We start from the raw sequence: 25,531 nt of genomic DNA, 5'->3' as shown, positions 1-25,531 counted from the left end.
ACTGCTACTGTGGCGCAGCAAGCCTGGAGGCCAAAACAGCGTCTCCACTTAAGATATGCGTTCGTCAACGGCTCCATGGCAATACCCCGCCGCCACCAGCGAGTACGTTTCCGCCACGCGGACCAGCGAGTCGATCGAGATCCATTCCTCCAGCGTGTGTGCGCCGCCGCCGGTCGGGCCGTGCGTGATCGCGGCAATCTTTCGCCCCTGCCAAAAGCTGCTCCCGTCGTCGACGAAGCGTTTCCCACCGCGCGGCAGCGGCTTTCCGTGAATCGCCGCCACCGCGGCATCGAACGCCGGGAGCAGCGGATCTTCGAGTGGCAACTTGAACGCGTCGCGCACGAGCATGAAGCGCACTTCCGCCGTCACGCCGCGCTCGCGGGCAATCTCGTCGACCAACGCGCGGAAGTCGCGTTCCGCGTCGGCGCGTTTGCGCTCCGGCAGCCAGCGCCGCGTCCCCTCGAGCCAGCATTCCTGTGGATATTGATTGTAGATCTCGCCGCTGTGAACCTGCCCGATGAAGACGCTCTCGCGTCCGGCCAGGGGGTCGCTGCTGGCAGACAGCTTTGCATCATATTGCTCCAGCCGCGCCACCAGCGCCGCCCCCGCCGCGATGACGCTCGGCTCGTCGAGCGGGCGATACACCTCATGCACAGGGGCGCCCGACCGTCGGAACGCCACGCGCCACGTCGCCTGACCGCGCCCAATGATCGCTAGCTCCGTCGCGAGATACTCGGGAATCAACACCGCATCGCCCACAATCCCATCGGCAATCAGGCGGTCCAACTGCGAGCCATCCCCCCACGGCGCCTCGTGCAGATCGTGTGCGCTGAACAAGATCGCGCCACCTGGGATCAATTCCGCGTCGCGAATGGCGCGCAAGGCCTCGACCGCCGCGGCCACGCCGGCTTTCATGTCGGACGAGCCGCTGCCGGTGAGCCGATCCCCCGCGACCACCGGCGGCACGAAGGGGAGATGCACCGTGTCGAGGTGCCCATCGAATTGCAGCGTGCGGCCGGGCCGTCCGCTGTCGTAGCGCGTCACCACTGCCGGCGATTTGGGCCAGCCGCCATCGGGACGTTCGACGACGAAGCCGTCGGCCGTCAGGATCTCGGCCAGCCGGTCGGAGACGGCGCCTGCATCCCCCGTGGGGCTGTAGACCTCGCAGAGCTTGATCGCGGTGTCGAGAAGGCGCTCGCGCTGCACGGCGCCGCGGACGCGCGTGACAAGACCGGCGGTGCTCATGGCTGTTCTTCCGTCAATGTCCTTGCCAGGCGTTCCGCGAATCGGCCCGACCTCCAACCAGCGAGGAATAGACCGCTGGTAGCTCGGCTTCGCAAGAAAAGATCATAGCCGACCGACCGCGGCGATTCTTTCGTTCCAGAAACCGCCCCGGAAAAAGCATTCTTTTTTGCGCGCAAACTGCCCAAGAATCCCCCACTCGTGGCGAATAGATCCCCGGAAAAAAAGAGACGGGGAGCAGAGAAAGCTAAATTTCCCTGCGTCACGGAACCTCCGGCCAGCTTTTGGCGTCCCAGAAGTGTGAACGCCACCGGTGAAGAACGTCGAAGTGCGCGGCCACTCCGTTTGGCCCTACTCGGCCGTTGAGTTTGACAGGACCTTGAATTGCGGGATCATATCCGCAAGTAGTATCGAATCGAGATTTCGGTCTCTAGAGGCCGCCAGGGGGGAGCATCGACATGGAATACTTCTATGCCGTCTGTGCCGTGATCGGTGGAACCGTGCTACTGTTCCAGTTCGTCACCACGCTCCTGGGCCTCTCGCATGACGCGGACGATGCCAGCGGGATCGATTTCGAACACATGCCGGGAGACGTCGACGCCGGCGACCTGCACCACGGCGACGCGGGCGATCACGGCGCCGATCATCACCACGGCTCGACGTGGTTTTTTGGCATCATCACCTACCGCACCGTGGTGGCCGCGGTGGCCTTCTTCGGCCTCGGCGGCCTGGCGGCCAACTCGACCACCCTCGGCCCCGCGGCCAGCTTCGTCGTGGCCCTGCTCACCGGCTTCGGCGCCATGTATGGCGTCTACTACCTGATGCGACTCATGGTCCGGCTCAAGTCCGACGGTACCGTCCGCATGGACCGCGCGGTCGGCAAAACCGGCACCGTCTACCTGCGCGTTCCCGCGGGTCGCAGCGGTCACGGCAAGGTAACGCTGACTTTACAGAATCGCACGGTGGAATACCGTGCCGTGACCGAGCAGGACACGCTACCGACAGGAGCTACGGTTGTCGTGACAGCCATTATCGGACCCGACACCGTCGAGGTCGTCGCGGCGCCCAATCCAGAAGAGGTTCTCCATGCCTGATCAAGGAATCATCGCCATCGAAACGCTCATCTGGCTAGGGGTGATCGCGTTCTTCGTCTGCGTCGTGCTGTTCAGCTTCTTGATGCTGCTCAAGCAGCGGTACAAGCGCTGCCCGAGCAACCGCGTGCTGGTGATCTTCGGTAAGGTCGGCGCCGGCGACACGGCGCGCTGCGTGCATGGTGGCGCGGCCTTCGTCTGGCCCTTGATTCAGGACTACTCGTACCTGAGCCTCGAGCCGATGCAGATCGAGATCCCGCTCCGCGGCGCCCTCTCGGCCGAGAACATCCGCGTCAATGTCCCCAGCGTCTTCACCGTCGCCGTCGGCACCTCGCCCGAGGTCATGCAGAACGCCGCCATCCGCCTGCTGGGACTCAATACGAACGAAGTCAAGCAACAGGCCGAGGACATCATCTTCGGCCAGTTGCGACAGGTCATCGCCTCGATGCCGATCGAGGAGATCAACCGCAATCGCGAATCCTTCCTCGATAATATTCAAGATTCGCTCGAGCCCGAGCTGCGCAAGATCGGGCTGGTGCTGATCAACGTCAACATCACCGATATCACGGACGAGTCGGGCTATATCGAAGCCATCGGCCAGAAGGCCGCCTCGACCGCGATTCAGCAGGCCCGCGGCGACGTCGCCGAACAGGAAAAGCTGGGCGAAACGCGCGTGGCCGAGGCCGAACGCGATAAGGTGATCCAGGTCACGAACGCCATCAAGCTCCGCGAGATCGGTACCCGCGAGGCCCTGCGCGAGCAGTCGGTCCGCGTGGCCGAACTCGACAAGGAACAGAAGATCGGCGAGCAGACGGCCGCCTTCGAACGCGACGCCAAGGTGAAGGATGCCGAGCGCGAGATGCGTATCCGCCTGGCCGATGCGAACGCCAAGGCCGTGATCGGCGAACAGGCGGCCGCCTTCGAACGCGACGCCAAGGTGAAGGACGCCGAACGCGAGATGCGTATCCGCCTAGCCGATGCGAACGCCAAGGCGGTGACCGGCGAAAACGCGGCGGCGGCGGAAGTGGCGGCCTCGAAAGCCGCCCTGCAAGTCAAAGAGGCCGAGGCGTACCAGTTGGCCGAAACGCGCAAACGCGAAGCCGAGGCCGCCGTGCTCGAAGCGCAGAACCACGCCATGACCAAGGCCGCCCTGGCCGAGGCCGCGCGGGTCGAGGCCGAACGCCGTGCGGCGCTCGAAGCCCCGGCCAAGGCCGAAAAGGCCCGCACGATCGTCGAGGCCGAAGCCGAAGCCGAACGACGCCGCATCGAGGCCGAAGGCCAGGCGGCGGCGATCTTCGCCAAGCTCGAGGCCGAAGCTCGCGGCCAGTACGAAATTCTCGCTAAGAAGGGGGAAGGCTTGCAGCGCATCATCGAGGCGTGCGGGGGCTCGAAAGAGGCCTTCCAGATGCTCATACTCGAGCACCTCGATCAGCTCGCGACCGCTTCGGCCCAGGCGATCTCGAACATCAAGTTCGACAAGGTCGTGGTTTGGGAAGGGGGCGGCAGCCAGAATGGCCACAGCAACACGTCGAACTTCCTGCAGGGGATGGCCCGCTCGATGCCCCCGATGATGCAGGTGCTGCGCGACATCGGCGGCGTGGAGTTGCCCGAGGCGCTGGTCCGCTTCGGCGCCGACGACACTCCGGCGGTCCGCACGGCCGAAGTCGATGGCAAGGACAACGGCGAGACACTACCGCCGAAGGCATAAAAGCATCGTCACTCGCTACAAAAGGCCCACGTTTCGTCGTGTGGCATGGCGCGCGGCTCCAGATCGAGCGAATCAGCCCTGACGCGCGGCGCCGTGCAGACATCGCAGGATGCAATCCTTTACGGCGGCGGCGTCGACGCTGGTCGCCACGCTCACGTTGCGGCGCCACTTCGGCGCCGGCGGACGGCGATCGAACACGGTCGCGCCAGTCGTCAATTCGCCGGCGACTTCGACGTCGCAAGCCATCAACTCGCGCGCGAACAACTCGGGATGCAGCACCGACACGAGCGCCACGGCATCGTGCAGATGGATGCCTTCAAGTCCCAGCGTCTGGTGGTGCGAACGGAATGCATGGGGCACGACCGTCCGCAGAAAATGCCCCGCCCGGGTCGAATCGTCGGGCAATTGATTGAGAAAGTCGTACCCGGCCAGCACCTGATTGGTGATATCGAGCGGTATCAGCGTAATCGTGCTGGCAGACCGCAACACGGACCGTGCCGCGAGCGGATCGTAGAAGATGTTGAACTCGGCGGCCGGCGTGACGTTGCCGATCCCCGCAAGCGAACCGCCCATAATGACCAACTCGCCCAGCAAGGTGGGCAACTCGGGATCGCGCTGAAAGGCCCGCGCGACGTTGGTCAGCGGCCCCAAAGCGACGAGCGTAACCGGCTCGGGTGAGCTGCGGACCACTTCGGCGATGACTTTTTCCGACAAGTGGCGATGGTGCAACTCGGCCACCTGGAAGTTGGCGTTGCCGAGCCCATCGGCCCCGAAGAGATGCCGCGTATCGATCGAGGGAGGGCTGTCCGGGTCGCTGGCCACCCCGATGCGCGGCCAACGCGGCGGGTCCAACTGCTCGATGATGGCCTGCACGTTGCGCGAAGCCTGTTCCGCCCCCACGTTGCCGGCGACCGCCGTCACCGCCTGTACATCGAGCCGCTCGTCGAACAGCGCCATCGTGACGGCGACCGCGTCGTCGATGCCGGGATCGACATCGAGAATAACCTTCCTTGCCATGAGACGCGTCCGTAGCGTGAGTTGCTTCGTAACGAGCGACAGGCGAGCCCGCTTCAGGCTCCGCGTATCGCACCTTCCTGAATGCCGCGATTGTAGGGTTACAGCCTGCGAGCAACAAGGTAGAGCATCCGAGGTCGTGAGCCGAGACTATCGACCGCGCATCCGCCTCACTACAATCGAACGGCACACGGCGAGGCCCCATTTTTCCGGAGAGTGACGCGTGCTGACTGCGACGATCGGCCGGCTGGCCGCAGGCGAGGATCTCACCTTCGACGAGGCCCAGGGGGCGGTCGAAGCCATCTTGGACGGCGTGGCCAGCGATCAAGAGATTGCCCTGTTTCTCTCCGGCTTGCGGATGAAGGGAGAAACCGCGGCCGAAATTGCCGGCACGGCCGCGGCCTTGCGCCAAAACATGTCGCCGATTCGCTCGAGTCGCCCGGGCTTGCTCGACACCTGCGGCACCGGCGGCGACGGCTCCTCGACCTTCAATATCAGCACCGCGGCGGCCCTGGTCACGGCGGCCGCTGGCGTGCCCGTGGCGAAACACGGCAATCGCCGCTTCACCAGCCGTAGCGGCTCGGCCGATGTCCTGGCCGAGCTTGGCGTCAACGTCGAGGCCAGCATCGCCACCGTCGAGCGCTGCCTCGACGAGCTCGGCATCTGCTTCTGCTTCGCGCCGCTGTTTCACGGCTCGATGCGGCGCGTGGCCGAGGTGCGCCGCCAGATGGCGGTGCCGACGATCTTCAATCTCGTCGGTCCCCTGTCGAACCCGGCGAGCGCTCCGTTTCAACTGCTCGGCGTCGGCCGGGCCGATCTCCGCGAACGCATTGCCGAGGCCCTGGCCATGCTCGGCACCGAGCACGCCCTGGTCGTGCATGGGCGCGATGGTCTCGACGAAGTCACCCTGGGCGAGCAGACCGACGTGATCGAGATCCGGCGCGGCGCTCCGCCGCGTAGTTTCACATGGCAACCGGCCGATTTCGGCCTCGAGCAGCAACCGCTCGATACCCTAGCGGTCGAAGGTCCGACCGACAGCGCCGCCACGATTCGCCGCATCCTGGCCGGCGACCCCGGCCCCGCGCGCGACATCGTCCTCTTGAATGCCGGTGCTGCCTTGTGGCTGGCGGGCCGCGCGCCAACGCCCCTGGAAGGTGCCACGCTCGCTGCCGCGGCGATCGACACGGGCGCCGCGCAAGACCTGCTAGCCCGGCTCGTCGAGCGATCGCGACCATGAACCGTGCGACCCTGCGGCTCGTGCTGTTCGTCTCCTGCGCGCATGCGCTCGTCCATGTCTACGAGCTCTCGCTTCCCAGCGTCGAGCAACTGGTCGCGCGCGACTTTCATGTCGGCATGGAAACCACCGGCGCGCTGGGCAACATGTGGCGCTTTCCCTTCGGGCTGTGCGCCTTTGCCGCCGGCTGGCTGGTCGATCGTTTTGGCTCGAAACGGCTGCTGGTGATCTATCTCGCCGGCTGCGCCGCGACGTCGATCCTCGCGGCCTGGTCGCCCGGCCTGGCCCTGCTCTTCATCTCGATGTTCCTCATGGGAACCTTCGCCAGCATTTATCATCCCGCCGGCTTGGCGCTGATCTCGCACGAGACGACCGACGAAACGCATACCCGCGCCCTGGGGATTCACGGCATCTTCGGCTCGGTGGGCATCGCCGGCGGACCCTTTATCGCGGCGGTCGCCCTCTGGCTGGGCCTTTCCTGGCGGCAATACTACCTGCTGCTCGCCTTGCCTGGCTGTGCCCTCGCCTTGGTGATCGCCATCTATTTGCGCGATCATCATCAAGAGCGCATGGCCCGGCGCGTGGGGGTCGATCCGGTGGCCGTGCCCGCGCACGAGGGTAACCGCGCGGCCTTTCTGCTGTTGATCGCGCTGGGAGCGATGGCCGGCTTCATCTACGCCGGTTTGCTGAACTTTCTTCCCCGCTATCTGGACGAGGCGCACCTCGGCTTCGGCAGCATGCCGCGCGACTCGGTCGGCAATCTGCTGACGGCCAGCGTGCTTTTAGCGGGAGTGATCGGACAATACTCTGCCGGTCGCATCGCCCGACCGACGACGCTCGAACCGCTCCTCTCGGCGGTGCTGTTTGGCATGGCCCCCTTTCTCTTCTGGATGGCGGTAGCCGACGGAATCTGGCGCGTCGTGGCGGCGGCTCTCTTTGCCCTGGTCCATTTCATGCATCAGCCGATCTACAACTCGCTCGTGGCACGCTACGTCTCTTCGCAACGGCGCAGCCTGGCGTACGGCGTAAGCAATACGATGAGCTTTGGGGTCGGCAGCTTCGGCGCTTCGTTCGCCGGGTGGATGCAGTCGAGCTTGCGTACCTACTCGGCGCTCGCGGTGCTCACGATCGCCGCCGGCGTGCTCTCGCTTTGGCTGCTCCGCCTGCGGCATCGTCCCACGCACGCCAGCCCCCCCTGAGCCGCTCGGGCCGGACGGCGTGCGGCTCGCGTTTGCCCCACGCCGATCCCTCCGTGCGAGCTCCCCCCTGCGGCAATCATGAAAAATCCGTAAGGGTCGATAAAATCTCGACTTGCCACCGGAAATCGCCCCCCAGACTCGTCTTGTTGGTTTTCGCGGCCTGGGGCTAGAATGCCGCCCCAACTGGCCGCGGCAGAAGGGAATCTGGCGCTTGCGCGCCCCATCCGCGCCAGAACGCGAACGATTGGCGGTTGGCATGTCAGGGGGAAGGAATCCTCACCACAAACGCACGCGCATCGAGCAAGCGTTCTATCTCTCGACGCGCGTGGTCCTCGACTACCCGGTGGCCACGGTCGCTCTGGCCGTCGCCCTCTCGATAGCCGCCCTGCTCTATTCGAATGCCTACATCGGCTACCGCACCAGCCGTAGCGATCTCGTCGATCCCGACAACGAATACGCCCGCCTGTGGCGCGAGTACACGAATGAATTCGGCGCCGAAGACGACGCCGTCGTCGTGGTCGAAGGCGCCGGCCGCGAGCAGGTCGTGCCCGTGCTGCGCGAGATCTCGGCCATGCTCGCCCGCGAGGACAAGCTGTTCCACGGCGTCCTGCATGGCGTCGACCTGAGCAAGATTCAGGCCAAAGGCCTGCACTATCTCTCGCCGCAAGAGCTGCAAGGGATCGAGTCGTTTGTCGGCGAGGTCGAGCCGATCTACGGCGGAGAGTGGACCCGCTTGAACGTCGGACGCATGGCGGCCGGTTTGGCGCTGCGTCTCGAACAAGAGCAGCAGCAACTCGGGACCGCGCAACCTCCGCCCAGCGCGCTGGAACTCGAACGCCTGGCGGGAGGCCTGGTCTCGATGCTCTCTTCGCCTGGCGAGTACCGTTCTCCCTGGCCCGCGATGCCGGCTTCCTTCTCCACCTTGAGCGAGCTCAACTCCGAATACCTGCTCATGCGCGACGGCCAGCTCGGCATGGTACTGCTGCGCATGGCCCCCAGCGAAGCGAACTTCGAGGGTAACAGCGTCGGCGTCGACGCCCTGCGCGACCTCACCGGCCGCGTCGCCGCGCGGCACCCCGAGGTAAAGATCGGCGTCACCGGCCTGCCCGTGATGGAAAATGACGAGATGCGGACCAGCAATCGCTCGTTGGTCTATGCGAGCGCCTTGTCTTTTGTCGGCGTCGGCCTGCTCATCGTGGCCGGCTTTGGCGGATTGCGCCATGCCATACTGGCCAATCTTGTACTGCTCGCGGGCATGGCCTGGTCGTTTGGCTGGGTCACCCTCTCCGTCGGCCACCTGAACATCTACAGCGTGACGTTCGCCGTCTCGCTCATCGGCATCGGCATCGATTACGGCATCCATTTCATTGCCCGCTACTTCGAAGTCCGCGAGCATACCGATTCGCCGCGCGACGCGCTGCTCACGACGGCCACCGGCGTCTCACCGGCGATCACCACCGGCGCGATTACGACCGCCGTGGCCTTCTTTGCCGCGGGTTTCACCGATTTTCTGGGGGTCGCCGAACTGGGCATCATCGCCGGCGGTGGCCTGCTGTTGTGTGCCGTCTCGCAACTTTACGTTCTGCCGGCGGCCATCTGCTTGGTCGATCGCCTGCCCTGGACCAGCTCGATTCCCAAACCGTTGCCGGTACATACCTGGTTGAAACCGTTCGTGCGCATGCCGCGCCTGACGGCGATCACCACCCTGGCGGCGACGGCGCTCGTGGGGCTTGGCCTGGGACGATTGTGGTACGACCACAACCTGCTGAACATGCAGCCGCGCGGACTCGAAAGCGTCGAGCTCGAGCAGCGCATTCTCTCGGCCTGTAATCAAAGCCTGTGGTACGCCCTGTCGATCGCCGACAGCCGCGAGGAACTGCTGGCGCGCAAGGCCGAGTTCCTCAAGCTCGACTCGGTCGAACGGATCGAAGAAATCGTCTCGCTACTGCCGCCGGACGAGGAGGTGAAGAAACCGATCATCGGGCGCATCAACGAACGCCTGGCCTCGCTGCCCGAGCGTCCTCCGCTGATCGATGTTTCGCCCCCCGAGCAGCTTGGCCTGGCGCTGGCGCGTGCGCAGGAATTGGTCTCGCGCAGTCCCAGCGGCGCCCCCTGTGCGCAGTACCTGGCCCAGGCGCGCGATCTGCTCCGCCGCCTGCCGGCGGAACGCTGCTACGAGTTGCTCTCGACCTTTCAACAGCACATGGCGGGCGATTTGCTGAGCCGCCTGCACGTGCTCGGTCAGATGTCGAGCCCCGAGCCGCCGCAACTCACCGATCTGCCCGAGAGCCTCGTCGATCGTTTCGTTGGCCAGCATGGCCGCCATCTGCTCAAGATCTACGGCAAGGGCAGCATCTGGGAGATGGAACACCTCGAACGCTTCGTACATGACGTGCGGAAGGTCGATCCCCGCGTGACGGGCAATCCGTTGCAGGCCTACGAAGGCACCTTCCAGATGAAGAGCAGCTATGAAGAGGCCTCGATCTACGCGGCCGTCATCATCATCGCGGTGTTGTTCCTCGACTTCCGCAGCATTCGCTTCGCCGCCCTGGCCGCTCTTCCGCTGGGGCTGGGCATGGTGCAGATGTTTGGCCTGATGGGCACCTTGAACATCCCGCTCAACCCCGCGAACATGATCGCCCTGCCGCTGATCCTGGGGCTCGGCGTCGACTACGGCGTGCATATCGTCCACGACTTCCTCGACCAGAAGGGGCCCTATCGCATGGCCCCCTCGACGGCCGTGGCGGTGCTGGTCGATTCGCTGACGACCATCGTCGGCTATGGCGCCATGATGATCGCCGCGCACCAGGGCATGCAGAGCCTGGGACGCATCCTCACGATCGGCGTGGCCTGCTGCACCTTCTCGGCCCTGGTGATTCTGCCGGCGTTGCTCACGATCTTCACGAGCGGCCGCGCCGAAGTCTCCAACGACGGACTCCGCGGGCGAGAGCTGCCCCACGACGAGGAGCCCCAGTTCTTCTGGCAAGATCCCCCCAACGAGCCGGTGATTCCGACGCGGAAGGCAGGCCGCCTCCCGTCGACGGCCCCCCGGGAAAGCGCCGCTTAATCGTCCCCCCTCGTGCCGTGCCCGCCCCATTGGTTCGCGCGCAACCTGTTGCGTATCAAGGTCGTTCGTGCCACGACCTTTTCATATCTCGCGCCGACGAGTAGACTTAGCCTTCGAGCTCGCCGGCCCCGGGCTCCTCAACCGAAACAACCATCTTCCAACACAGAGACGGGAACGATCGAGTCATGGCGAAGCCCCATCGTAAGTTGAAGAAAGCTAACCACGGCAAGCGTCCGGCCAACAGCAAGGCCCGCCGCCTGAAGCGGAAAGATCTGCGCACCTAACCGGCGGCAAGTAAGCGTCGAGCGATCGCGAGAAGGGCGTCTCCGCGACCTCGATGCGCGACGGAACTCTGGAGCGTTCCGTGCGTTCAAGCAGCATTAACAGGAGGTCCGCTGTGTCGCAGCGCGAACCGATGATCGACCTTGCTCAGGTCGACTTCAACCATGTCGTGGCGGATCTGGAAGAGATTCGCCGCTACAACCCGCAACGCTTCGAGATGGAGCAGCTTACCGCGATCGTCTTCGAAGATGCCCAGAATCACATCTGCGTCGGCTACAAGGACATCACGGAAGACGAGTTCTGGGTGCGCGGGCACATGCCGGGCATGCCGTTGATGCCGGGTGTCGTGATGTGCGAGGCCGCTGCCCAGCTTTGCAGCTACTACTCGCAAAAGCACGACCTGCTCGGGGCGGAGATGGTCGGCTTTGGCGGGCTGGAAGATGTCCGTTTTCGCGATCCCGTCCTCCCCGGCAGTCGACTGGTAATCGGAGCCAAGTTGCTGCGCATCCGACGTGGAGCGATGATCGTCTGCCGCTTCGAATGCTACGTCGACCAGACGCTGGTATGCGAAGGGGGGATCAAGGGCATCCCTCTGCCCAAGAACCTGCTCGATACCGTGCGGGCCAACTCCTGACGCGCGGCAAACCCACCTGTTGCCCGTGCCGGTCCGATGTTTCCACTGCATGACGACAATCCGGCACGCGGCGTTCCCTACGCCACGATCGCGATTATCGTGTTGAATCTGCTCGCGCTCGTCTGGAGCTACACGCTCGACGACCTCACGCAGCAGCGCGTCGTGCTGCACCGCGGCTTCATACCGGCCCGCATCGAACAGTTGCAGACGCACCAGCCGATCGACGTCAATCTGCGGCGATACGAACAGCACAAGCACTTACCCGTCAGGTACGAGATCAACGAGTCCGAGCGGCTCGAGGCCGACACGCGGGAAATCATCGCCTCGTTGTTCACGGCCATGTTCATGCACGCCGGTTGGGTGCATTTCATCGGCAATATGTGGTTCCTGCTCGTCTTCGGCAACAGCATCGAGGCCCGGCTCGGGCACACGCTGTTTGCCGGCTTTTACCTGCTCGGTGGCTTGATTGCCGCGGCCGTCCACTGGGCGCAGGATACCCACAGCATGGTGCCGGTCATCGGGGCCAGCGGGGCCGTCGCCTCGGTGCTGGGCGCCTACGTCGTGACGTTTCCTCACGCCAAGGTCCGCACGCTGGTCATCCTGATCATTTTCGTGACCATTGCCGACATCCCGGCGATCGTCGTCCTAGGCGTCTGGTTCCTCGGCCAACTGCTCAATGCCACGCAGACCGTGGAACTGGGCATGAATGGTGGCGTGGCCTGGTGGGCCCACGTGGGGGGCTTTTTGGGCGGCATGATCGTTATGTACCTGCTGGACGCTGGACCTCATGAGCCCCATGATGGAACCGGCGAGACCGATCGCCAGCGAGAGCTCGATCTCCGCCAAGACGATCCCAGTCTCGTTCCCTGAATCGGGCCGCATCGGGCTGGCCCGCCTTCCGAACCGCACCACTTGTTGAAGCACCGATGGGACGCCGCGCACTGCGAACGATCAGCCCCGCCCTCGACCTTTCGCCCCACTTGTCGACCTTCGACGAGTTGCCACGGCCTTGGGACAGCGCTGCGCTATTTGAACGCGAGGCGCCGCTGGCGGTCGAAGTCGGCTCGGGCAAGGGGCTCTTTCTCGAAGGCGCCGCCGCGGCCGAACCCGGCGTGAATTTCCTGGGGAGCGAGATCGCCGCGAAGTATGCCCGCTTCGCCGCGGCGCGGCTCGCCCGGCGCGGCCTGCGCAACGCCCGGGTGCTCTCGGGGGACGCGATGCGTCTCTTCGACGAGTTGCTGCCCGATGCGAGCCTGGTCGCGGTACACGTCTACTTTCCCGATCCGTGGTGGAAAAAGCGCCACCACAAGCGCCGCGTCATGAACGAGAAGTTCGTGCGTCACGTACAGCGCACGCTGATCCCGGGCGGTCGCCTTCACTTCTGGACCGACGTGTCCGAATACTTCGAAGCCTCGCTCGAGCTGTTGCGCAGCGAGACGCAACTGCAGGGGCCCCTCGAGGTGGTCGAAAAACCGGCCGAGCACGATCTCGACTTCCGCACCCACTTCGAGCGCCGCATGCGGCAGCACGGGGCGCCGATCTACCGCAGCGAATGGGTAAAGTAGGGGCTGCCGCCAGCGGCGGTTAGTACGCCGTGCCCACGCTCTGGCAGTGTCCCAGCAGATCGTTGATCAGCTCCTGCATCCGCGTGGCTTCGCCCACGGCGTAGGGGATGAAGTTTCGCTCATCGAGCAGGAGCTTGCCGGGCAGTGCCTCGGCACATTCGGCTAGGGCTCGGGCCGTCAGCATGACTCCCGCGTGCAAGCGCTTGCGTTCCGCCTCGTGGTCGGGCAGTTGGTCGCGATTGGTCAGCACCCAGTTGCGGAACCAGCGGATCAGGCTGCTGCGGCTGATAATGCCCGTGGGATGCCCATCGCGCACCACCACCACGCGGCGGATCGACACGCGGCACAAGAACTGGAACACCGATTCTGCCGGCACCGTTTCTTCGTAGCAGACGACGTTCCGCTTCATGATGTCGCGCACTTTGCGGTCCCACGATTCGCCCGACACGTCGAGCGTCATGAGGTCCTTCTCCGAGACGACCCCCACGAGCTTGCCGTCGTCGTCGATGACCGGCACCGACCCGAGTCGCAACTGCAGGAAGAACTCGGCGGCGCGTTGGATGTTATCGTCCTGGTGGAGCGAATGAACGAGCACGCCCATCACGTCGCGCGCCAACACGCCCGCCAGCGGATTGTCGTGCTTGCCGCTGGCGAGGTTCGACATGGCGTCGCCCAGGCTGCGCGCCGTGACGACACGATCGCGTCCCGACTGCTTGGCGACGATCAGGGCCTGATCGGCCACGTCCACCACCGTTTCGGGGCCGCGCATGTCGTCGAGACGCTCGGCGACGCCAAAGCTTCCCGTCACGCGCAGGGCGCCCCCGGAGACGGGAACGACGAGCTCGGATAGGGCCGCCCGCACGCGCTCGGCCCAGATCGACGCGCCCCGCTCATCGGTCTCGGGCAGCAGCACGCAGAACTCTTCCCCCCCGTAACGGCAGACATACTCCGTGGCGCGGCATTGCGCGTGCAAAAACTTCGCGACGGCGCGCAGTACCGAGTCGCCCGCCGGGTGGCCATGCGTATCGTTGATTTTCTTGAAGAAATCGATGTCGAGCAGCACGCACGACAGGGGCAGTCCGTAGCGTACCGACCGCTTCCACTCGCGATCGAACAACTCGTAGAACGTGCGACGATTGATCGCCCCGGTGAGCGGATCTTCCTTCGAGCTGGCCCGCAGGAGGCGCTCCAGTTCCAGCATCCGCCGTGCCGCCGCGATGCGGGCCAACAGCTCGCCCGAACGAATCGGCTTCGACACGAAGTCGTCGGCCCCCGCGGCCAGCCCCGCGATCATGTCGTCGGAATGAGTCTTCGCTGTCAGCAACAGGACGTAGACATAGTGTGGCAGTTCGTCCTGGCGAAGTTGCCGGCTGAGTTCCAGCCCGTTCAACTCCGGCATGTCCCAGTCGCTGATCACGAGGTCGGGGCACGACTCGTGAATCATCTCGAGCGCCTCGCGGCCGTCCTGGGCCTCGCGCACTTCGTAGCCCGCGGTGGACAGCATTTGCGTGACGAGCCGAACGATCGCCGGGTCGTCGTCGACAACGAGGATCTGGAGAGGCTTGGGAGCCATAGATGCGGTCGCCGAGGGGTCTGGAACGTGGCGCCGGTCGGCCTGAGGCCACGACTGGCACGCACGTCGGTCGCTCCGCGCACAATCCGAGCGCAGAAAAACTTAGGTCAGCCTGGCCCCGGTTTCTCGGGGCAAAGCACTCGCTAAACATAGCTTGCACAAAGGTGCAAAGAGCCCTGCCCTCCCCCCCCGAAAAAACCTCGTGACGGACTAGGGGGTTGCCGTCGCATGGCTCCCCCGACAACCGCCATAAACAGCCCCTACGTTGGTTCCCCATCGAACGACTGCATGTCAACTGGCCGTTCTGTAACCATGGACCATCAGGAACACGGCTCGCCCTAAATCGGGGGCTGTCGTGCCGGTGGGTGTGCCTCTCTTCGTCTTGACCTCGTAGGGCGGTCTGCCAGAATCGGCTCAAGGAGAGAGCCGTTCCTCTCTCACGATCGATCGTGCGCTGGGCGAGGAAAATCGAGCATGCTGGACCTGATCGACCGCGTCTTGGGAAGCGACATCCCGTACATCACGTACGCCGTGCCCTTCTTCTTCATCTTGATCGGCATCGAGGTGCTCGCCGCGCGCTGGGAACAAAAGAAGGTCTATCGCCTGCACGATTCGATCAATGACCTGAGCTGCGGCGTGCTCCAGGTTGTCTCGGGGACGTTCTTCGGCACCGTGCTCCTGCTCTCGTACCAGTTGCTCTACGAGCACTGGGCGATCTTGTCGATCGCCGAGTGGAGCGGTGCGGCCAAGTGGGGCGCGGCAATTGCTTTGTTCCTTGGCGTCGACTGCTGCTACTACTGGTTCCACCGCGCCAGCCACGAAATGAACGCCCCCTGGGCGGCGCACGCGGTGCATCACCAGAGTGAGGAATACAACCTGGCGGTCGCTCTGCGGCAGGGCACGTTCCAGCCCTTCTTTTCCTGGGTGTTTTATCTGCCGCTGGCGATCATCGGATTCCCGACGCTGTGGTACGTGGCGATGTCGTCTTTCAACACGCTCTACCAGTTCTGGATCCACACGCGACTCATCAAAAGTCTCGGACCGCTCGAGTGGATCCTCAATACCCCGTCGCACCATCGCGTCCACCACGGCCGCAATTTGAAATACCTCGACAAGAACCATGCCGGCACGCTGATCATCTGGGATCGCCTGTTCGGCACGTTCCAGGCTGAAGAAGAAGAGCCGGTCTACGGCATCGTGCGGCCCCTCTCGAGCTGGAACCCCCTCTGGGCCAACGTGCATGAGTATGTCGAGCTCTGGGAGGTCGCCCGGCAGGCCCCTTACTTCACGGACAAGATCAAGATCTGGTTCAAGCCCCCCGGCTGGCAACCACGCGGTCTCCCCGAGCGTCCCCCGACGCCCGATATCTCGGCCGAGAGCGTGGTGAAATACCATACGCGGATTCCCGGCTGGCTGAATCTCTACGTCGTGCTGCAGTTTGTTCTGGCCACGGTGATGGCCGTCTCGGTGATGGCCTCGCGCGACGTACCGCGATGGCAATTGCTCTGGCCGACGGCGCTGGTGGTCGTCTCATTGCTGGCATTCGGCGCTGTCTTCGAGCGCAAGCCCTGGGCCTACCGGCTGGAACATGGACGCCTGCTCCTTTTCTCCGTGACACTTGCGCTGATGAACACGGCCAGTCCCTGGTTCATCGCGATCTCGACCGGGGCGTTGCTCTACCTGGTGGCCTCGATCGTGTGGTTGGCAGCTTTCCGCGACGTATTCCTGCCAGAGGAGCCTGTGGTAGTGGTCGAGCCGGCGTTTCCCAGCCTGACGGCACGCGACACGACCGCGGCGAGCAACTGATCGCGGAGCGCCCGTCGGCCGCCTGTCGATCGGCAATCTTTGCGCTTCTCGCGCGCCCGATTCGGCAGTTCGTGCGGGTGGGCGCGCGTCCTTCGCCGAGGACGCTCACTGCCAAAAATCGCTAGCACCGCGCAACAAATGCCCCGTCGTGCGGCGTTTGCGTCCTGGCCGTACGGCTTAACGATCGTTGCGGAACGCTCTTGGTACGCGAGTTGCAAACGGCAGGACGCGGTGAATTGCGCCCCGGCCCCACTTGCGGAGAGGATCGCCCCCTATGCGGATCGACACGTATCGCCCTGGACAATCCTCGGCGCTGGCGGCGTATGCCGAGCGCGAGGCGTCGCAACAGGTCGCCCTCTCGGCCGTCGAGGCTCTCGATCCGCACACGTCGGTAGCCAGCGGCACGACCCCGGCCTTTCGGCAGATCCTGGCCAGGCACGACGTCCGCAGCATTTCTCCCCGCGACTTCTCGGAGTTGGCGCAAAGCCTCTTCGAGGCGGGCGAGATCTCCGCGCAAGAACTGCAAGAGTTCGCGCAGATTCGCCTCGAAGCCGATCTGGCTGGCGCGCATCCCGACGAGGCGATCGACTTCGTCTCGCTGTTCGAGAAGAAGTATGCCGAGCAGCAGGAGAAGCTCGCCGAACTCGAAAAGCAGGCAGGACCCGCGGGCATCTCGAGCGCCGAACGAGAATCGTACCTGGCCACCACCAGGCGCCAGCTCGAATGGCTGGAGAAGCTGGCGGCCATCCACGAGGCCGGCCCCAGCGAATCGATCGACGCCTTGGTCTGAACGCGGCGGCCAGCGTGGCGCCAGCGACGGCAGAACCGGCCGACCGCTCCAATCGTTACCCACGGCACGTCTGGCGAGACCGGCTGTGAGACCAGGACCCGCTCGAAAGGTCTGCTATACTTCATCCCAAGTATGGTCCGCGTCGGTCTCCGCCGCACCGTTGAGACGAGCATCGATGAGTGACACGCTCGCGCACGATCCTATCTGGCAAGCGCGCCATGCCGCCAGGCTGGCACGGCTGCATCGCGAAGAAGCCGTCAATACCGTCACCCACGGACTCGGATGCCTGCTGAGTATCGTCGGTGTCGTGTGGCTCTTCGACGTCGTCTCCCAAACCGGCTCGCCGGCGCAAATCGTGGCTTGTGTCGTGTACGGGCTCGCGCTGGTCGCGGTCTACCTGGCCTCGGCCCTGTCGCACGCGTTCCATCAATCGCGCTGGCGACGCCTGTTTCGCATGATCGATCAGGCCTGCATCTTTCTCTTGATCGCGGGCACGTTCACTCCGCCGGCCGTAACCTACCTGAGTGCCGCCCACTGGTGGTGGCTGTTCGTGATCATGTGGGGCATTGCCCTGGCCGGATTCACGGCGAAGGCCTTCTTCGCGCACCGCGTCGACGCGGTCACCGCGCGGCTGCACCTGTTGATGGGCTGGATCCCCGTCGTCACGCTCAAACCGATGATCGCCTTCGCGCCACTGGGCATGCTGGCCTGGATGGTCGCCGGCGGCCTGTGCTACACCGTAGGCACGATCTTTTTACACCGCGACCACTACCCGTACTTTCACGGCGTGTGGCACGTGCTGGTGATCGCCGGCAGCGTCTGCCACTTCCTGGCGATCATGATCTACTGCACGGCGCCGTTCGCCTGACAGCCTACGGACGCACGTGCATCGCCTTGGCGGCCACGAACATCACGTTCAACGGATCGACCGTGGCCTCCCCTTCGATCACCACCACCTGATTCGGCTTCAGATCGAACAGCTCCCGGGCGTCGATCGGCACGACCTTGCCCTGCTCGTCCAGAAACTGCACGATGGCTTTCGACTCGGGTTGCGACGCCCGACGTTTACAGAAGGGGCAATTCGCCGGATCGTGCCCCCCGTCGCCGCCATGCGCCGCGTCGCCAAAGGCATCGGTCAGCGTGAAGGCCGCCTGTCCCTGGACGAAGGGCTCCTGGTCGCCGGCCGAAATCCGGCCCACGAGCACCACGGACGGTTTCTCGTCCAGCGTCTGACGCGCGTCGGCGAACGACGTCGCGCCGGCCGGCTCTTCTGTCCGCAGGTATTGAGTGCGTTTGGCCAGGACGGCCGAATCGACGCCACTACCGCAGCCGGTCAGGCCGAGCAGCACGGCAACCGACGATGCGGCCAGCAGCGCGCGACCCGATGGCATATTCGTCTGCGTGAACATCGAGCTCCTACCTTCCGCGAGTGATGCCCCTGCGATCGATTCTACGGCGTGGCCGGCTCGGCGGGCTTGGCCTCAGGGTGTTCGAGCTTCGCCAGGGCGGCGTCGACATCGGCCGAGACCTCGTCGTAGGCGACCCCTTCCTCACCGTGCAGCTTGCGATCGACCTTGTCGAACAGGTCGAAGAGCTTTTCGGAGTGCTCCTTGACCGAGGCGAGCACTTCGTCCGGATGCCCCGCTTTTTTCGCCAGTTCGGGCAGCTCCTCGAGAAGGTGGCCGACCTCGTGCAACGGCCCGTGCGCCGTGTCGGCGTCCTCCTTGGCAAAGGCGTCGCGGATCTTGTCGCGCATCTCGCCCAGTCCTTTCACCGCTTCGTCGTAGGTTTCGAAGTGGTGTTCTTCATGGTCGTGGTCGTGATCGCCGTGCGCGTCGGCAGTCGCGCCCGGTTGGGCCTTCGGCGCGCAACCAGCGACGAAGACCAGATATCCCAAGATCATCACGGCCAGACCAAGACGCGAAACAAGCATCGTGAACCTCTACCTTGTAGGATGATGGTGCATAAGTGAAAGCTTCAACAGCGGCCGATGGCTCGATTGTCCGGCATGTCCCGCCGCGTGACAACCTCAGATGCCCGCCCGCTGCGCGAGAGAGCGGAAGTCGCGGCCTACTCGACGCAGCTCGAGCAATGTCCCTTGTAGAGCACTTCGGTGACGTCGAGGATCTGGTGCGTGCGCTGGCGGCTGGCCGGAATCGCGGCGGGGGCGACATCGGTCAAGCAGCGCACCTCGCCACAGTCCACGCAGACGAAGTGGGGGTGATCTCCCTGAGCCGCCTCGCGATGGCGCCACTCAAAACGATAGACGTGATCCCCTACCTCGAGACGCCGCACCAGGCCGGCCTCGACCAGGTCGTTCAGATTGCGAAAGACCGTCGTCCGATCGATGCCCCGCGATTCGAGGCGGTTGGCCACGTCGGCGTGCGTGAGGGGCCCTTCCGCACCGCTGAGCAGCTTGCAGACGGCGATCCTGGCCGGCGTGGCGCGGAGGCCGATCTCGCGCAACACGGGACGCCAATCAGATTCTTTGCGTTTCGCCATGGGCGGCAGTACCTACGCCAGGACACTCGGCTGCTCTCATGCTAATGCCAAACAATTGCATTTGCAATTTTGCTGGCACTTCTCGCGAAGCCGAGACGAGTGGAGACGAAGGGGCTCGAACCCTCAACCCCCGGCTTGCAAAGCCGGTGCTCTCCCAATTGAGCTACGTCCCCGTCGAACGATCTTTCTGCACTGGGCCTACGCCGGGCGGGGCACAAGACGGCGACGATCCGCTCCATCGAGGTTCGCCAGGCACGTCCAGAGTCCGGGCGATCCTCTCTCCCGATGCCTGCAGCGTGGCGTCCGACCGTCCCTGGCCGCGGCTGGCACCGGCGGTCCAGCCTTTCAAATAGTCTCGTAGTGGGCGCAAGAAGATTCGAACTTCTGACCTCGTCCTTATCAGGGACGCGCTCTAACCAACTGAGCTATGCGCCCGACCGGCTCGCGGGAATCCGCCCCCTCGGGGTGGCGAGTTCCGCTCTGCCGTCGCTGGCTCAACCCCCTCGCACGAGCCTCGTTCGAAAGGGCTGAAACCACGTATTTTAGGGCCACACCGCGACCTGTCAAATGCTCCACCACGCGAGGTTGCGTCGCAAGGGGAAAATGCCCCGCACGAAGCGTCCAACCCCTGCGATCGGAGCCCCGACGCCAGCAGCAGGGCCTGCAAGTATAGATCACGCTCACCCGGCGGGGCGCGGCCCCACCGGCCGATCTTGACGCTCCGGCATCGAATCCCTACTCTCCGGCCCCGTCTTTCGCTCGCCGGCGCCCGTCCGTGGCTACCCATGCCACCGCCGCGCACCGTGCGCGTCCTTCGGCACACCGATCACCCGCCAGTTCAAGGAATGAACGATGGCTGACGCCGCAACTCCGACGAAGCAACAGGACACGCCTGAGCCGACTCCGGTTCCCCTGATCGATACGTCGCGCGAATATATCGGCCTTCGCGACGAGATCAATGCCGCCGTCCGCCGCGTGTTCGACTCGGGCCGCTTCGTTCTCGGTCCGGATTGCGGCGAGTTGGAAAAAGAAATCGCCGCCTACAGTCACGCCCGGCACGGTATCGCCAACGCCTCGGGGAGCGACGCCCTGCTGCTTGCCCTCATGGCGCTCGAGATCGGCCCCGGCGACGAGGTGCTCTGCCCCAGCTACACGTTCTTCGCCACGGCCAGCGCCATCTCGCGGCTGGGCGCCACGCCGGTCTTCGTCGACATCGAGCCCCTCCACTTCTGCCTCGACCCGACGAAGATCGAAGCCCACATCACGAGCGCTACCCGGGCGATCATTCCCGTCCATCTCTACGGCCAGTGCGCCTCCATGCCGGCGATCTGCACGATCGCCGCCCGGCACGGCCTTTCGGTGATCGAGGACTCCTGCCAGGCGATCGGCGCCGAATACGAGGGTCGCCGCACGGGGGCACTCGGCGACATGGCCGCCTTCAGCTTCTACCCGACGAAGAATCTTGGCGGTTGCGGCGACGGCGGCATGCTCGTCACCAATCGCGACGATCTCGCCAGACGGCTGCGGATCCTGCACGTCCACGGGATGGCCAAGCGCTACTACCACGAGGAGATCGGCATCAACAGCCGGCTCGACTCGATTCAGGCCGCCGTGCTGCGCGTGAAGCTGCAGCATCTCGAGACCTGGACCGCCCAGCGCCGCGCGAATGCCGAGCGCTACGCCGAGATGTTCGCGGCCTGGGGACTCGACCAGGTCCTCACGCTCCCCAGCGAGGCCCGCGGTCGGCGGCACGTCTGGAATCAGTACATCGTGCGCGTGCCCGATGGCAAACGCGACGCCCTGCGGGCCCACCTGACCGAACGCAAGATCGGCAGCGAGATCTACTATCCCGTGCCCTTGCACGAGCAGGAGTGCTTCGCCGATCTGGACTGTGATCCCTCGACGCTCGTCGAAAGCGAACGCGCGGCGCGCGAAACGTTGGCCCTGCCGATCTTCCCGGGCCTGCGTCCCGACGAACAGGAGACCGTGGTCCGGGCGATCGCCGCCTACTTCGGCCAATCGGCCCCATCGCCAGGCCAGGCCATGGGGGCGCCAAAATTTCTGCGCGTGCCGGCGGCCCGCGATGTCGACGCCCGGAGCTGATCGTGGCGCGGCGCCCAGGTTTATTCGTCAGGCATCTTCACGCGTTCGGCGCGGCCGCTCGGCTTGCAGATCAAGACCATGCCGAGCGCGATGCACATCAAGACGAGCGAATACTGGGTGACATAACTCTTTTCCTCGGGCACGGGGGGGCCTTTCGGCTCCTTCTTGGCCCAGGCCGTTTGTGGCGCGCCCAGCGTCACCAGCAGGCAAATCAAGGCCAGCCAGCGGCGGCTGCGTTCAAACCAGTTCGTCCGAGTTGCTCGCATGGTACCGTGCCTCATCGTGCAGTGGGCCAGTGGACTCTGACCGAGATTTCCGCCCCCTCATTCTAAACCATGTCCGCCGCAGTCGCCAATTCGCTCCCCGTGGTCGCCTGCGTGCCCCCTGCCTCGAGCAGCGTCGAGACCGGTTCGACCAGGCCACGAAAGACCCCCGTCGGCATCGCCAGCGTATCCCAGCGAGGTGAGATCGTCCGCGCATGACGCGCATAATGCTCGACCCGGATCGCCAGGAACCCGTACAGTCCGCCCCGAAAGTCGAACAGTTGCTCGCGCGGCAACGGAGAACGATCACCCACGACGTTGTAGGCGAAGACCAACAGGCCCGAAAACTCCGCGCCGAAGATCTGCTGCCAGCGGGCCAGACTCCACAGATCGTCGCGCGTCGACCAGTTCTTCCAATACTGGCGTCCTTCGCCCGAGGGAAAGCGGCGTCCCTTCACGTCGACCAGCCAGCGCTCTCCCTGCGGCGACGTAACGATGAAGTCGAGGCTTTTTAATGTTGCATCGCCGAGCGTGGTGCGACGAGCTTCATCCACCGCCACATAAGGAATGCCGCGCTCGCGCAAAAAGCCTTCGAAGGCGGCTTCGTAATGATTGTCGCGATTCGCCACGTGATTGCCCCCCCAGTGCGCGCGATCGATTCTATCCGGCCCCCTTCTCCGTGGCGAGCAACGTGCGCAGGGCCGCAATGAGGCTACCCACATCGGCATTGAGCGGCACCGATTGGCTCTCCCCCGTAGCGAGATCCTTCAACTGGCACTGCCCCTCGGCGAACTCATTGTCTCCCACGACAACCGCCGCGCGGAAGCCGCGTCGGTCGGCGTATTTCAATTGTTGCCCCAGTCGCTTCGCCTCGGGATAAAGCTCTACACCGATGCCCGCCGCACGCAGTTGTGCCGCCAGACGCAGATAATCCTCGAGGCGTGTCTCGACAAAGTAGGGAATGAAGACCGGGGCGGGCGTGGCCACCTTCTCGTGCATCCCCAGCTCTTCCATGGCGGCTAGCAGACGATCGAGCCCGAGCGAGGCCCCCACGCCCGGCAGATCGAGCTTCGTGTAGAGCCCCGCCAGATTGTCGTAGCGGCCCCCCGAACAGACGCTGCCGATCGTGGGGAGCGCGTCGAGAAAGGTCTCGAACACGGTGCCGGTGTAGTAATCGAGCCCCCGGGCAATCGCCACGTCGATCCCCAGTCGACTAGCCGGCACGCCGGCGGCGCGCGTCGCGCGTACCAAGGCCGCCAATTGCTCGACGCCCGCCTCGCCCCGCTCGCTACCTGCCACCAGCGGACCGAGCTGCTCGAGGATCGCTTCGTTGTCCCCTTCGATCGCGGCCAGACGCAGCACTTCCTTGGCCTGGGTCTCGGTCGTTCCGGCGGCGGCGACCATTTCGGCCGCCACCTTCTCGGCGCCGATCTTGGGCAGCTTGTCGAGCGAGCGGAGCACCGCCGCGGCGCGATCGGAGAGATCCAACCGGTCGAGCAATCCCCCCAGCACCTGGCGATTATTCACGTGGATCTGAAACCCCGTGAACCCCAGGGCGAGAAACAGATCGTGAATGACGAGCACCGTCTCGATGTCCGAGGCGATCGCCTTGGTGCCGATCGTGTCGAAGTCGCACTGCACGAACTCGCGATAACGGCCGCGCTGCGTATTCTCGCCGCGCCAGACCGGCGCGATGTGATAGCGTTTCAGCGGCGTGCCCAGCTCGCCGGCGTGCTGCGCGGCAAAACGCGCCAGCGGCACCGTCAGATCGAACCGCAGCGCCACCCAGCGGCCGCCGTGATCCTGGAATTTGTAAAGCTGCTTGTCGGTCTCTTCTCCCCCCTTCCCCGTCAGGATCTCGAGATACTCGAGCGCCGGGGTATCGATGGGGCTGAAACCGTACGAGCGGTAGACGCGACGTGCGGTCTCCATCAACCGCTCGCGAGGGATCATCGCCTCGGGCAGGTAGTCGCGGAATCCTTTGAGCGTGCGCGGTTCGATCATCGCGACCGGTTTACCTCAACCGAGGATCGGAAGGAGCGCTGGCCGCGGCGTGCGGAAGCTGCCTCCCTCGGGCGGACCCAGTACCGACTCGGCATACTCGTAGACCTGCTCGGCCGTCTCGAAGTAGCGGTCGTAGACCCAGTCATCCTCGTATTCGCAGTTGTCGGTGGTGTATTCGCGGCAGACCTGGGGGCGAGTCTCGTAGATGCCGCAGAGATTGTCCGGCCGCAAATGCTTGCAGACCGTGTGGACCAGGATGTACCAGGTGCCATCCTCGGTGAAGCAGCACGCCTTGTCGTGCAGCAGGAACCAACGGAGAAAATCGAAATCCTCCCAGGTCGTCGGCTCCTCAAGCGGTAGGGCGAAGTAACGGCAGCATTTGGCCGTGCAGTATTCGCACAGTACGGCGCCGGCGGGGATCTCCTCGCGGCGGAGCTTGGGTCGCGTCGCAGTCGCCATCGGGCGATCTCCTCGTGCTTGCCTGGCCTCGGGCGGACGTCGTTTCGTCACATCGGCCGATCCGATCCTGTGGCCGGGCTGTAGGTTAGCAAACCCCCCTTAGACTGACCAGCGGCCGGCGGGCGAACTTGAATTGTCGGGCGCGGCCTGCCACGTTATGCTGGCGACGGCGGCGACGAGAACAGCTACCGCCGTACCCACTTTACGGAGCGCTGCGGAATGGATTCCACGCGACTCGCCTCGATCGAGCCCCACAACCAGCGCGACACCTCGTGCCACCTGCGCTACGACGCGCCGCACGCCCGGCGCGAGCGTCCCTGGTTCTGGCAGCTCATCCGTCGCGAGCCCCCCGACTCGAACGACGAGAATGCCGCGCGGCGTTAGCCCTCTCGGCGGCGATCTCCCTCGTTCGCCCAACGGGCAAAATCCTCTGGACGATCCACGTCGAGCAGGATCTCGGATGACGGCAATTCGAGCTCGCGCACCACGTGCCGCGCGACGAGCATATGGATCCCTTCGTCCTGCCCCAACTCAGACACTTCCTGGGCCAGCGGCCACGGAAAGAGTACCGGATGCCCCCGTTTTCCCTGGTGCGTGGGGACGATGATCGCGGCGTCTGCCGCGCGATGGGCGGCCAGCACCGCGTCGATCACTCCCGGTGAAAGGGCCGGCATGTCGGCCGGCGCCAACAGCCAGACATCTCCCGGCGCGGGCTGATAGAGATCGTCCACATAGCCCAATGCCTGGGCGACCGAGTCTTTCATCTCTGGCGGTGGCGCGGCCGGCCGTACGACCTCGGCCCCCGCGCGGCGGCAGCGCTGCGCCAGCTCATCGTCTTCCGGATGTACCACCACGACCACGCGATCGATCTGGCTCTCTCGCCAGGCCGCGAGAACATACTCGATCAGCGGTCGCCCCTCGCGCTCGAGCAGTAGCTTGGGTTGCCCCATGCGCCGGCTGCGTCCGGCCGCCGGCACAATGGCAAAGCTCTGCAT

General features: G+C 64.7%; 24 protein-coding genes and 2 tRNA genes. 13 read left to right on the top strand and 13 right to left on the bottom strand.

What is annotated here, in order from left to right; translation table 11 throughout:
• Positions 1-48 precede the first annotated feature (48 nt).
• Entirely contained in the window at positions 49-1,245 is a 1,197-nt protein-coding gene (locus tag KF708_01410; protein MBX3411344.1) for a M20/M25/M40 family metallo-hydrolase, read from the bottom strand.
• A 455-nt stretch (positions 1,246-1,700) separates the two neighbouring features.
• Here KF708_01410 and KF708_01405 point away from each other — a divergent pair, with 455 nt between their 5' ends.
• Both KF708_01405 and KF708_01400 read left to right on the top strand, forming a co-directional pair.
• Positions 1,701-2,336 (top strand): NfeD family protein, encoded by a 636-nt coding sequence (locus KF708_01405; GenBank protein ID MBX3411343.1) that lies wholly within the window; start codon positions 1,701-1,703, stop codon positions 2,334-2,336.
• Positions 2,329-4,041: a flotillin family protein gene (locus KF708_01400; GenBank protein MBX3411342.1), complete on the top strand. Its 1,713-nt coding sequence runs from the start codon at positions 2,329-2,331 to the stop codon at positions 4,039-4,041. The genes KF708_01405 and KF708_01400 overlap by 8 nt, the downstream gene beginning before the upstream one ends.
• A 72-nt stretch (positions 4,042-4,113) precedes the next feature.
• Here the strand turns inward: KF708_01400 and KF708_01395 are convergent, their stop codons facing one another.
• Positions 4,114-5,058: a nucleoside hydrolase gene (locus KF708_01395; GenBank protein ID MBX3411341.1), complete on the bottom strand. Its 945-nt coding sequence runs from the start codon at positions 5,056-5,058 to the stop codon at positions 4,114-4,116.
• Between the two features lie 220 nt (positions 5,059-5,278).
• Between KF708_01395 and trpD the strand changes: the two genes are divergently transcribed.
• The 6 genes from trpD (at position 5,279) to trmB (ending at position 13,036) form a co-directional block, all read left to right on the top strand.
• Positions 5,279-6,292, top strand: a complete 1,014-nt coding sequence (gene trpD / locus KF708_01390; protein MBX3411340.1) for an anthranilate phosphoribosyltransferase — start codon at positions 5,279-5,281, stop codon at positions 6,290-6,292.
• Positions 6,289-7,488, top strand: coding sequence for an MFS transporter (locus tag KF708_01385; GenBank protein ID MBX3411339.1), 1,200 nt, complete (start codon positions 6,289-6,291; stop codon positions 7,486-7,488). The genes trpD and KF708_01385 overlap by 4 nt, the downstream gene beginning before the upstream one ends.
• A 256-nt stretch (positions 7,489-7,744) precedes the next feature.
• Positions 7,745-10,555 (top strand): MMPL family transporter, encoded by a 2,811-nt coding sequence (locus KF708_01380; GenBank protein ID MBX3411338.1) that lies wholly within the window; start codon positions 7,745-7,747, stop codon positions 10,553-10,555.
• Positions 10,556-10,952: 397 nt separating this feature from the next.
• Positions 10,953-11,471 (top strand): beta-hydroxyacyl-ACP dehydratase, encoded by a 519-nt coding sequence (locus KF708_01375; protein ID MBX3411337.1) that lies wholly within the window; start codon positions 10,953-10,955, stop codon positions 11,469-11,471.
• A 36-nt stretch (positions 11,472-11,507) separates the two neighbouring features.
• Positions 11,508-12,341 (top strand): rhomboid family intramembrane serine protease, encoded by an 834-nt coding sequence (locus KF708_01370; protein MBX3411336.1) that lies wholly within the window; start codon positions 11,508-11,510, stop codon positions 12,339-12,341.
• Between the two features lie 56 nt (positions 12,342-12,397).
• On the top strand, positions 12,398-13,036 hold the full coding sequence (gene trmB / locus KF708_01365; GenBank protein ID MBX3411335.1) for a tRNA (guanosine(46)-N7)-methyltransferase TrmB: 639 nt from the start codon (positions 12,398-12,400) through the stop codon (positions 13,034-13,036).
• Positions 13,037-13,055: 19 nt separating this feature from the next.
• Here trmB and KF708_01360 read toward each other — a convergent pair whose 3' ends face one another.
• Positions 13,056-14,609 (bottom strand): diguanylate cyclase, encoded by a 1,554-nt coding sequence (locus tag KF708_01360; protein ID MBX3411334.1) that lies wholly within the window; start codon positions 14,607-14,609, stop codon positions 13,056-13,058.
• A 474-nt stretch (positions 14,610-15,083) separates the two neighbouring features.
• Between KF708_01360 and KF708_01355 the strand changes: the two genes are divergently transcribed.
• The 3 genes from KF708_01355 (at position 15,084) to KF708_01345 (ending at position 18,073) form a co-directional block, all read left to right on the top strand.
• Positions 15,084-16,415 (top strand): sterol desaturase family protein, encoded by a 1,332-nt coding sequence (locus tag KF708_01355; protein ID MBX3411333.1) that lies wholly within the window; start codon positions 15,084-15,086, stop codon positions 16,413-16,415.
• 274 nt (positions 16,416-16,689) lie between these two features.
• Positions 16,690-17,205, top strand: coding sequence for a hypothetical protein (locus KF708_01350; GenBank protein MBX3411332.1), 516 nt, complete (start codon positions 16,690-16,692; stop codon positions 17,203-17,205).
• Positions 17,206-17,380: 175 nt separating this feature from the next.
• Positions 17,381-18,073, top strand: a complete 693-nt coding sequence (locus tag KF708_01345; protein MBX3411331.1) for a hemolysin III family protein — start codon at positions 17,381-17,383, stop codon at positions 18,071-18,073.
• Between the two features lie 4 nt (positions 18,074-18,077).
• Here KF708_01345 and KF708_01340 read toward each other — a convergent pair whose 3' ends face one another.
• From KF708_01340 to KF708_01320, 5 genes are all read right to left on the bottom strand, one after another.
• Positions 18,078-18,614 (bottom strand): hypothetical protein, encoded by a 537-nt coding sequence (locus KF708_01340; protein MBX3411330.1) that lies wholly within the window; start codon positions 18,612-18,614, stop codon positions 18,078-18,080.
• 41 nt (positions 18,615-18,655) lie between these two features.
• Entirely contained in the window at positions 18,656-19,138 is a 483-nt protein-coding gene (locus KF708_01335) for a hypothetical protein (protein MBX3411329.1), read from the bottom strand.
• 137 nt (positions 19,139-19,275) lie between these two features.
• A complete protein-coding gene (locus tag KF708_01330) occupies positions 19,276-19,707 on the bottom strand; it encodes a transcriptional repressor (protein ID MBX3411328.1) in 432 nt (143 codons plus the stop codon).
• A gap of 100 nt (positions 19,708-19,807) precedes the next feature.
• Positions 19,808-19,880: transfer RNA gene (locus KF708_01325), tRNA-Ala, on the bottom strand.
• A gap of 188 nt (positions 19,881-20,068) precedes the next feature.
• Positions 20,069-20,142 (bottom strand) — tRNA-Ile (locus KF708_01320).
• Between the two features lie 417 nt (positions 20,143-20,559).
• On the opposite strand from KF708_01320, the gene KF708_01315 reads away from it, so the two are divergent.
• Entirely contained in the window at positions 20,560-21,810 is a 1,251-nt protein-coding gene (locus KF708_01315) for a DegT/DnrJ/EryC1/StrS family aminotransferase (GenBank protein ID MBX3411327.1), read from the top strand.
• 20 nt (positions 21,811-21,830) lie between these two features.
• On the opposite strand, the gene KF708_01310 is transcribed toward KF708_01315, so the two are convergent.
• From KF708_01310 to KF708_01295, 4 genes are all read right to left on the bottom strand, one after another.
• Positions 21,831-22,076, bottom strand: coding sequence for a hypothetical protein (locus KF708_01310; GenBank protein MBX3411326.1), 246 nt, complete (start codon positions 22,074-22,076; stop codon positions 21,831-21,833).
• A 62-nt stretch (positions 22,077-22,138) separates the two neighbouring features.
• Positions 22,139-22,702, bottom strand: coding sequence for an HYExAFE family protein (locus KF708_01305; protein ID MBX3411325.1), 564 nt, complete (start codon positions 22,700-22,702; stop codon positions 22,139-22,141).
• 31 nt (positions 22,703-22,733) lie between these two features.
• Entirely contained in the window at positions 22,734-24,077 is a 1,344-nt protein-coding gene (hisS, locus tag KF708_01300; protein ID MBX3411324.1) for a histidine--tRNA ligase, read from the bottom strand.
• Between the two features lie 15 nt (positions 24,078-24,092).
• Positions 24,093-24,536 carry a YkgJ family cysteine cluster protein gene (locus tag KF708_01295; protein MBX3411323.1) on the bottom strand — a complete coding sequence of 148 codons (444 nt, stop codon included), beginning with the start codon at positions 24,534-24,536 and terminating at the stop codon, positions 24,093-24,095.
• 219 nt (positions 24,537-24,755) lie between these two features.
• Between KF708_01295 and KF708_01290 the strand changes: the two genes are divergently transcribed.
• Complete coding sequence (locus tag KF708_01290) at positions 24,756-24,920, top strand: hypothetical protein (protein ID MBX3411322.1); 165 nt, start codon at positions 24,756-24,758, stop codon at positions 24,918-24,920.
• On the opposite strand, the gene KF708_01285 is transcribed toward KF708_01290, so the two are convergent.
• Positions 24,917-25,531 (bottom strand): nucleotidyltransferase family protein, encoded by a 615-nt coding sequence (locus KF708_01285; GenBank protein ID MBX3411321.1) that lies wholly within the window; start codon positions 25,529-25,531, stop codon positions 24,917-24,919. The genes KF708_01290 and KF708_01285 overlap by 4 nt on opposite strands.

The organism is Pirellulales bacterium (genome assembly GCA_019636335.1).
Taxonomy (GTDB): domain Bacteria; phylum Planctomycetota; class Planctomycetia; order Pirellulales; family JAEUIK01; genus JAHBXR01.
The sequence above is the reverse complement of the archived record's forward strand: the minus strand, read 5'-3'. Positions and strand labels throughout refer to the sequence as shown.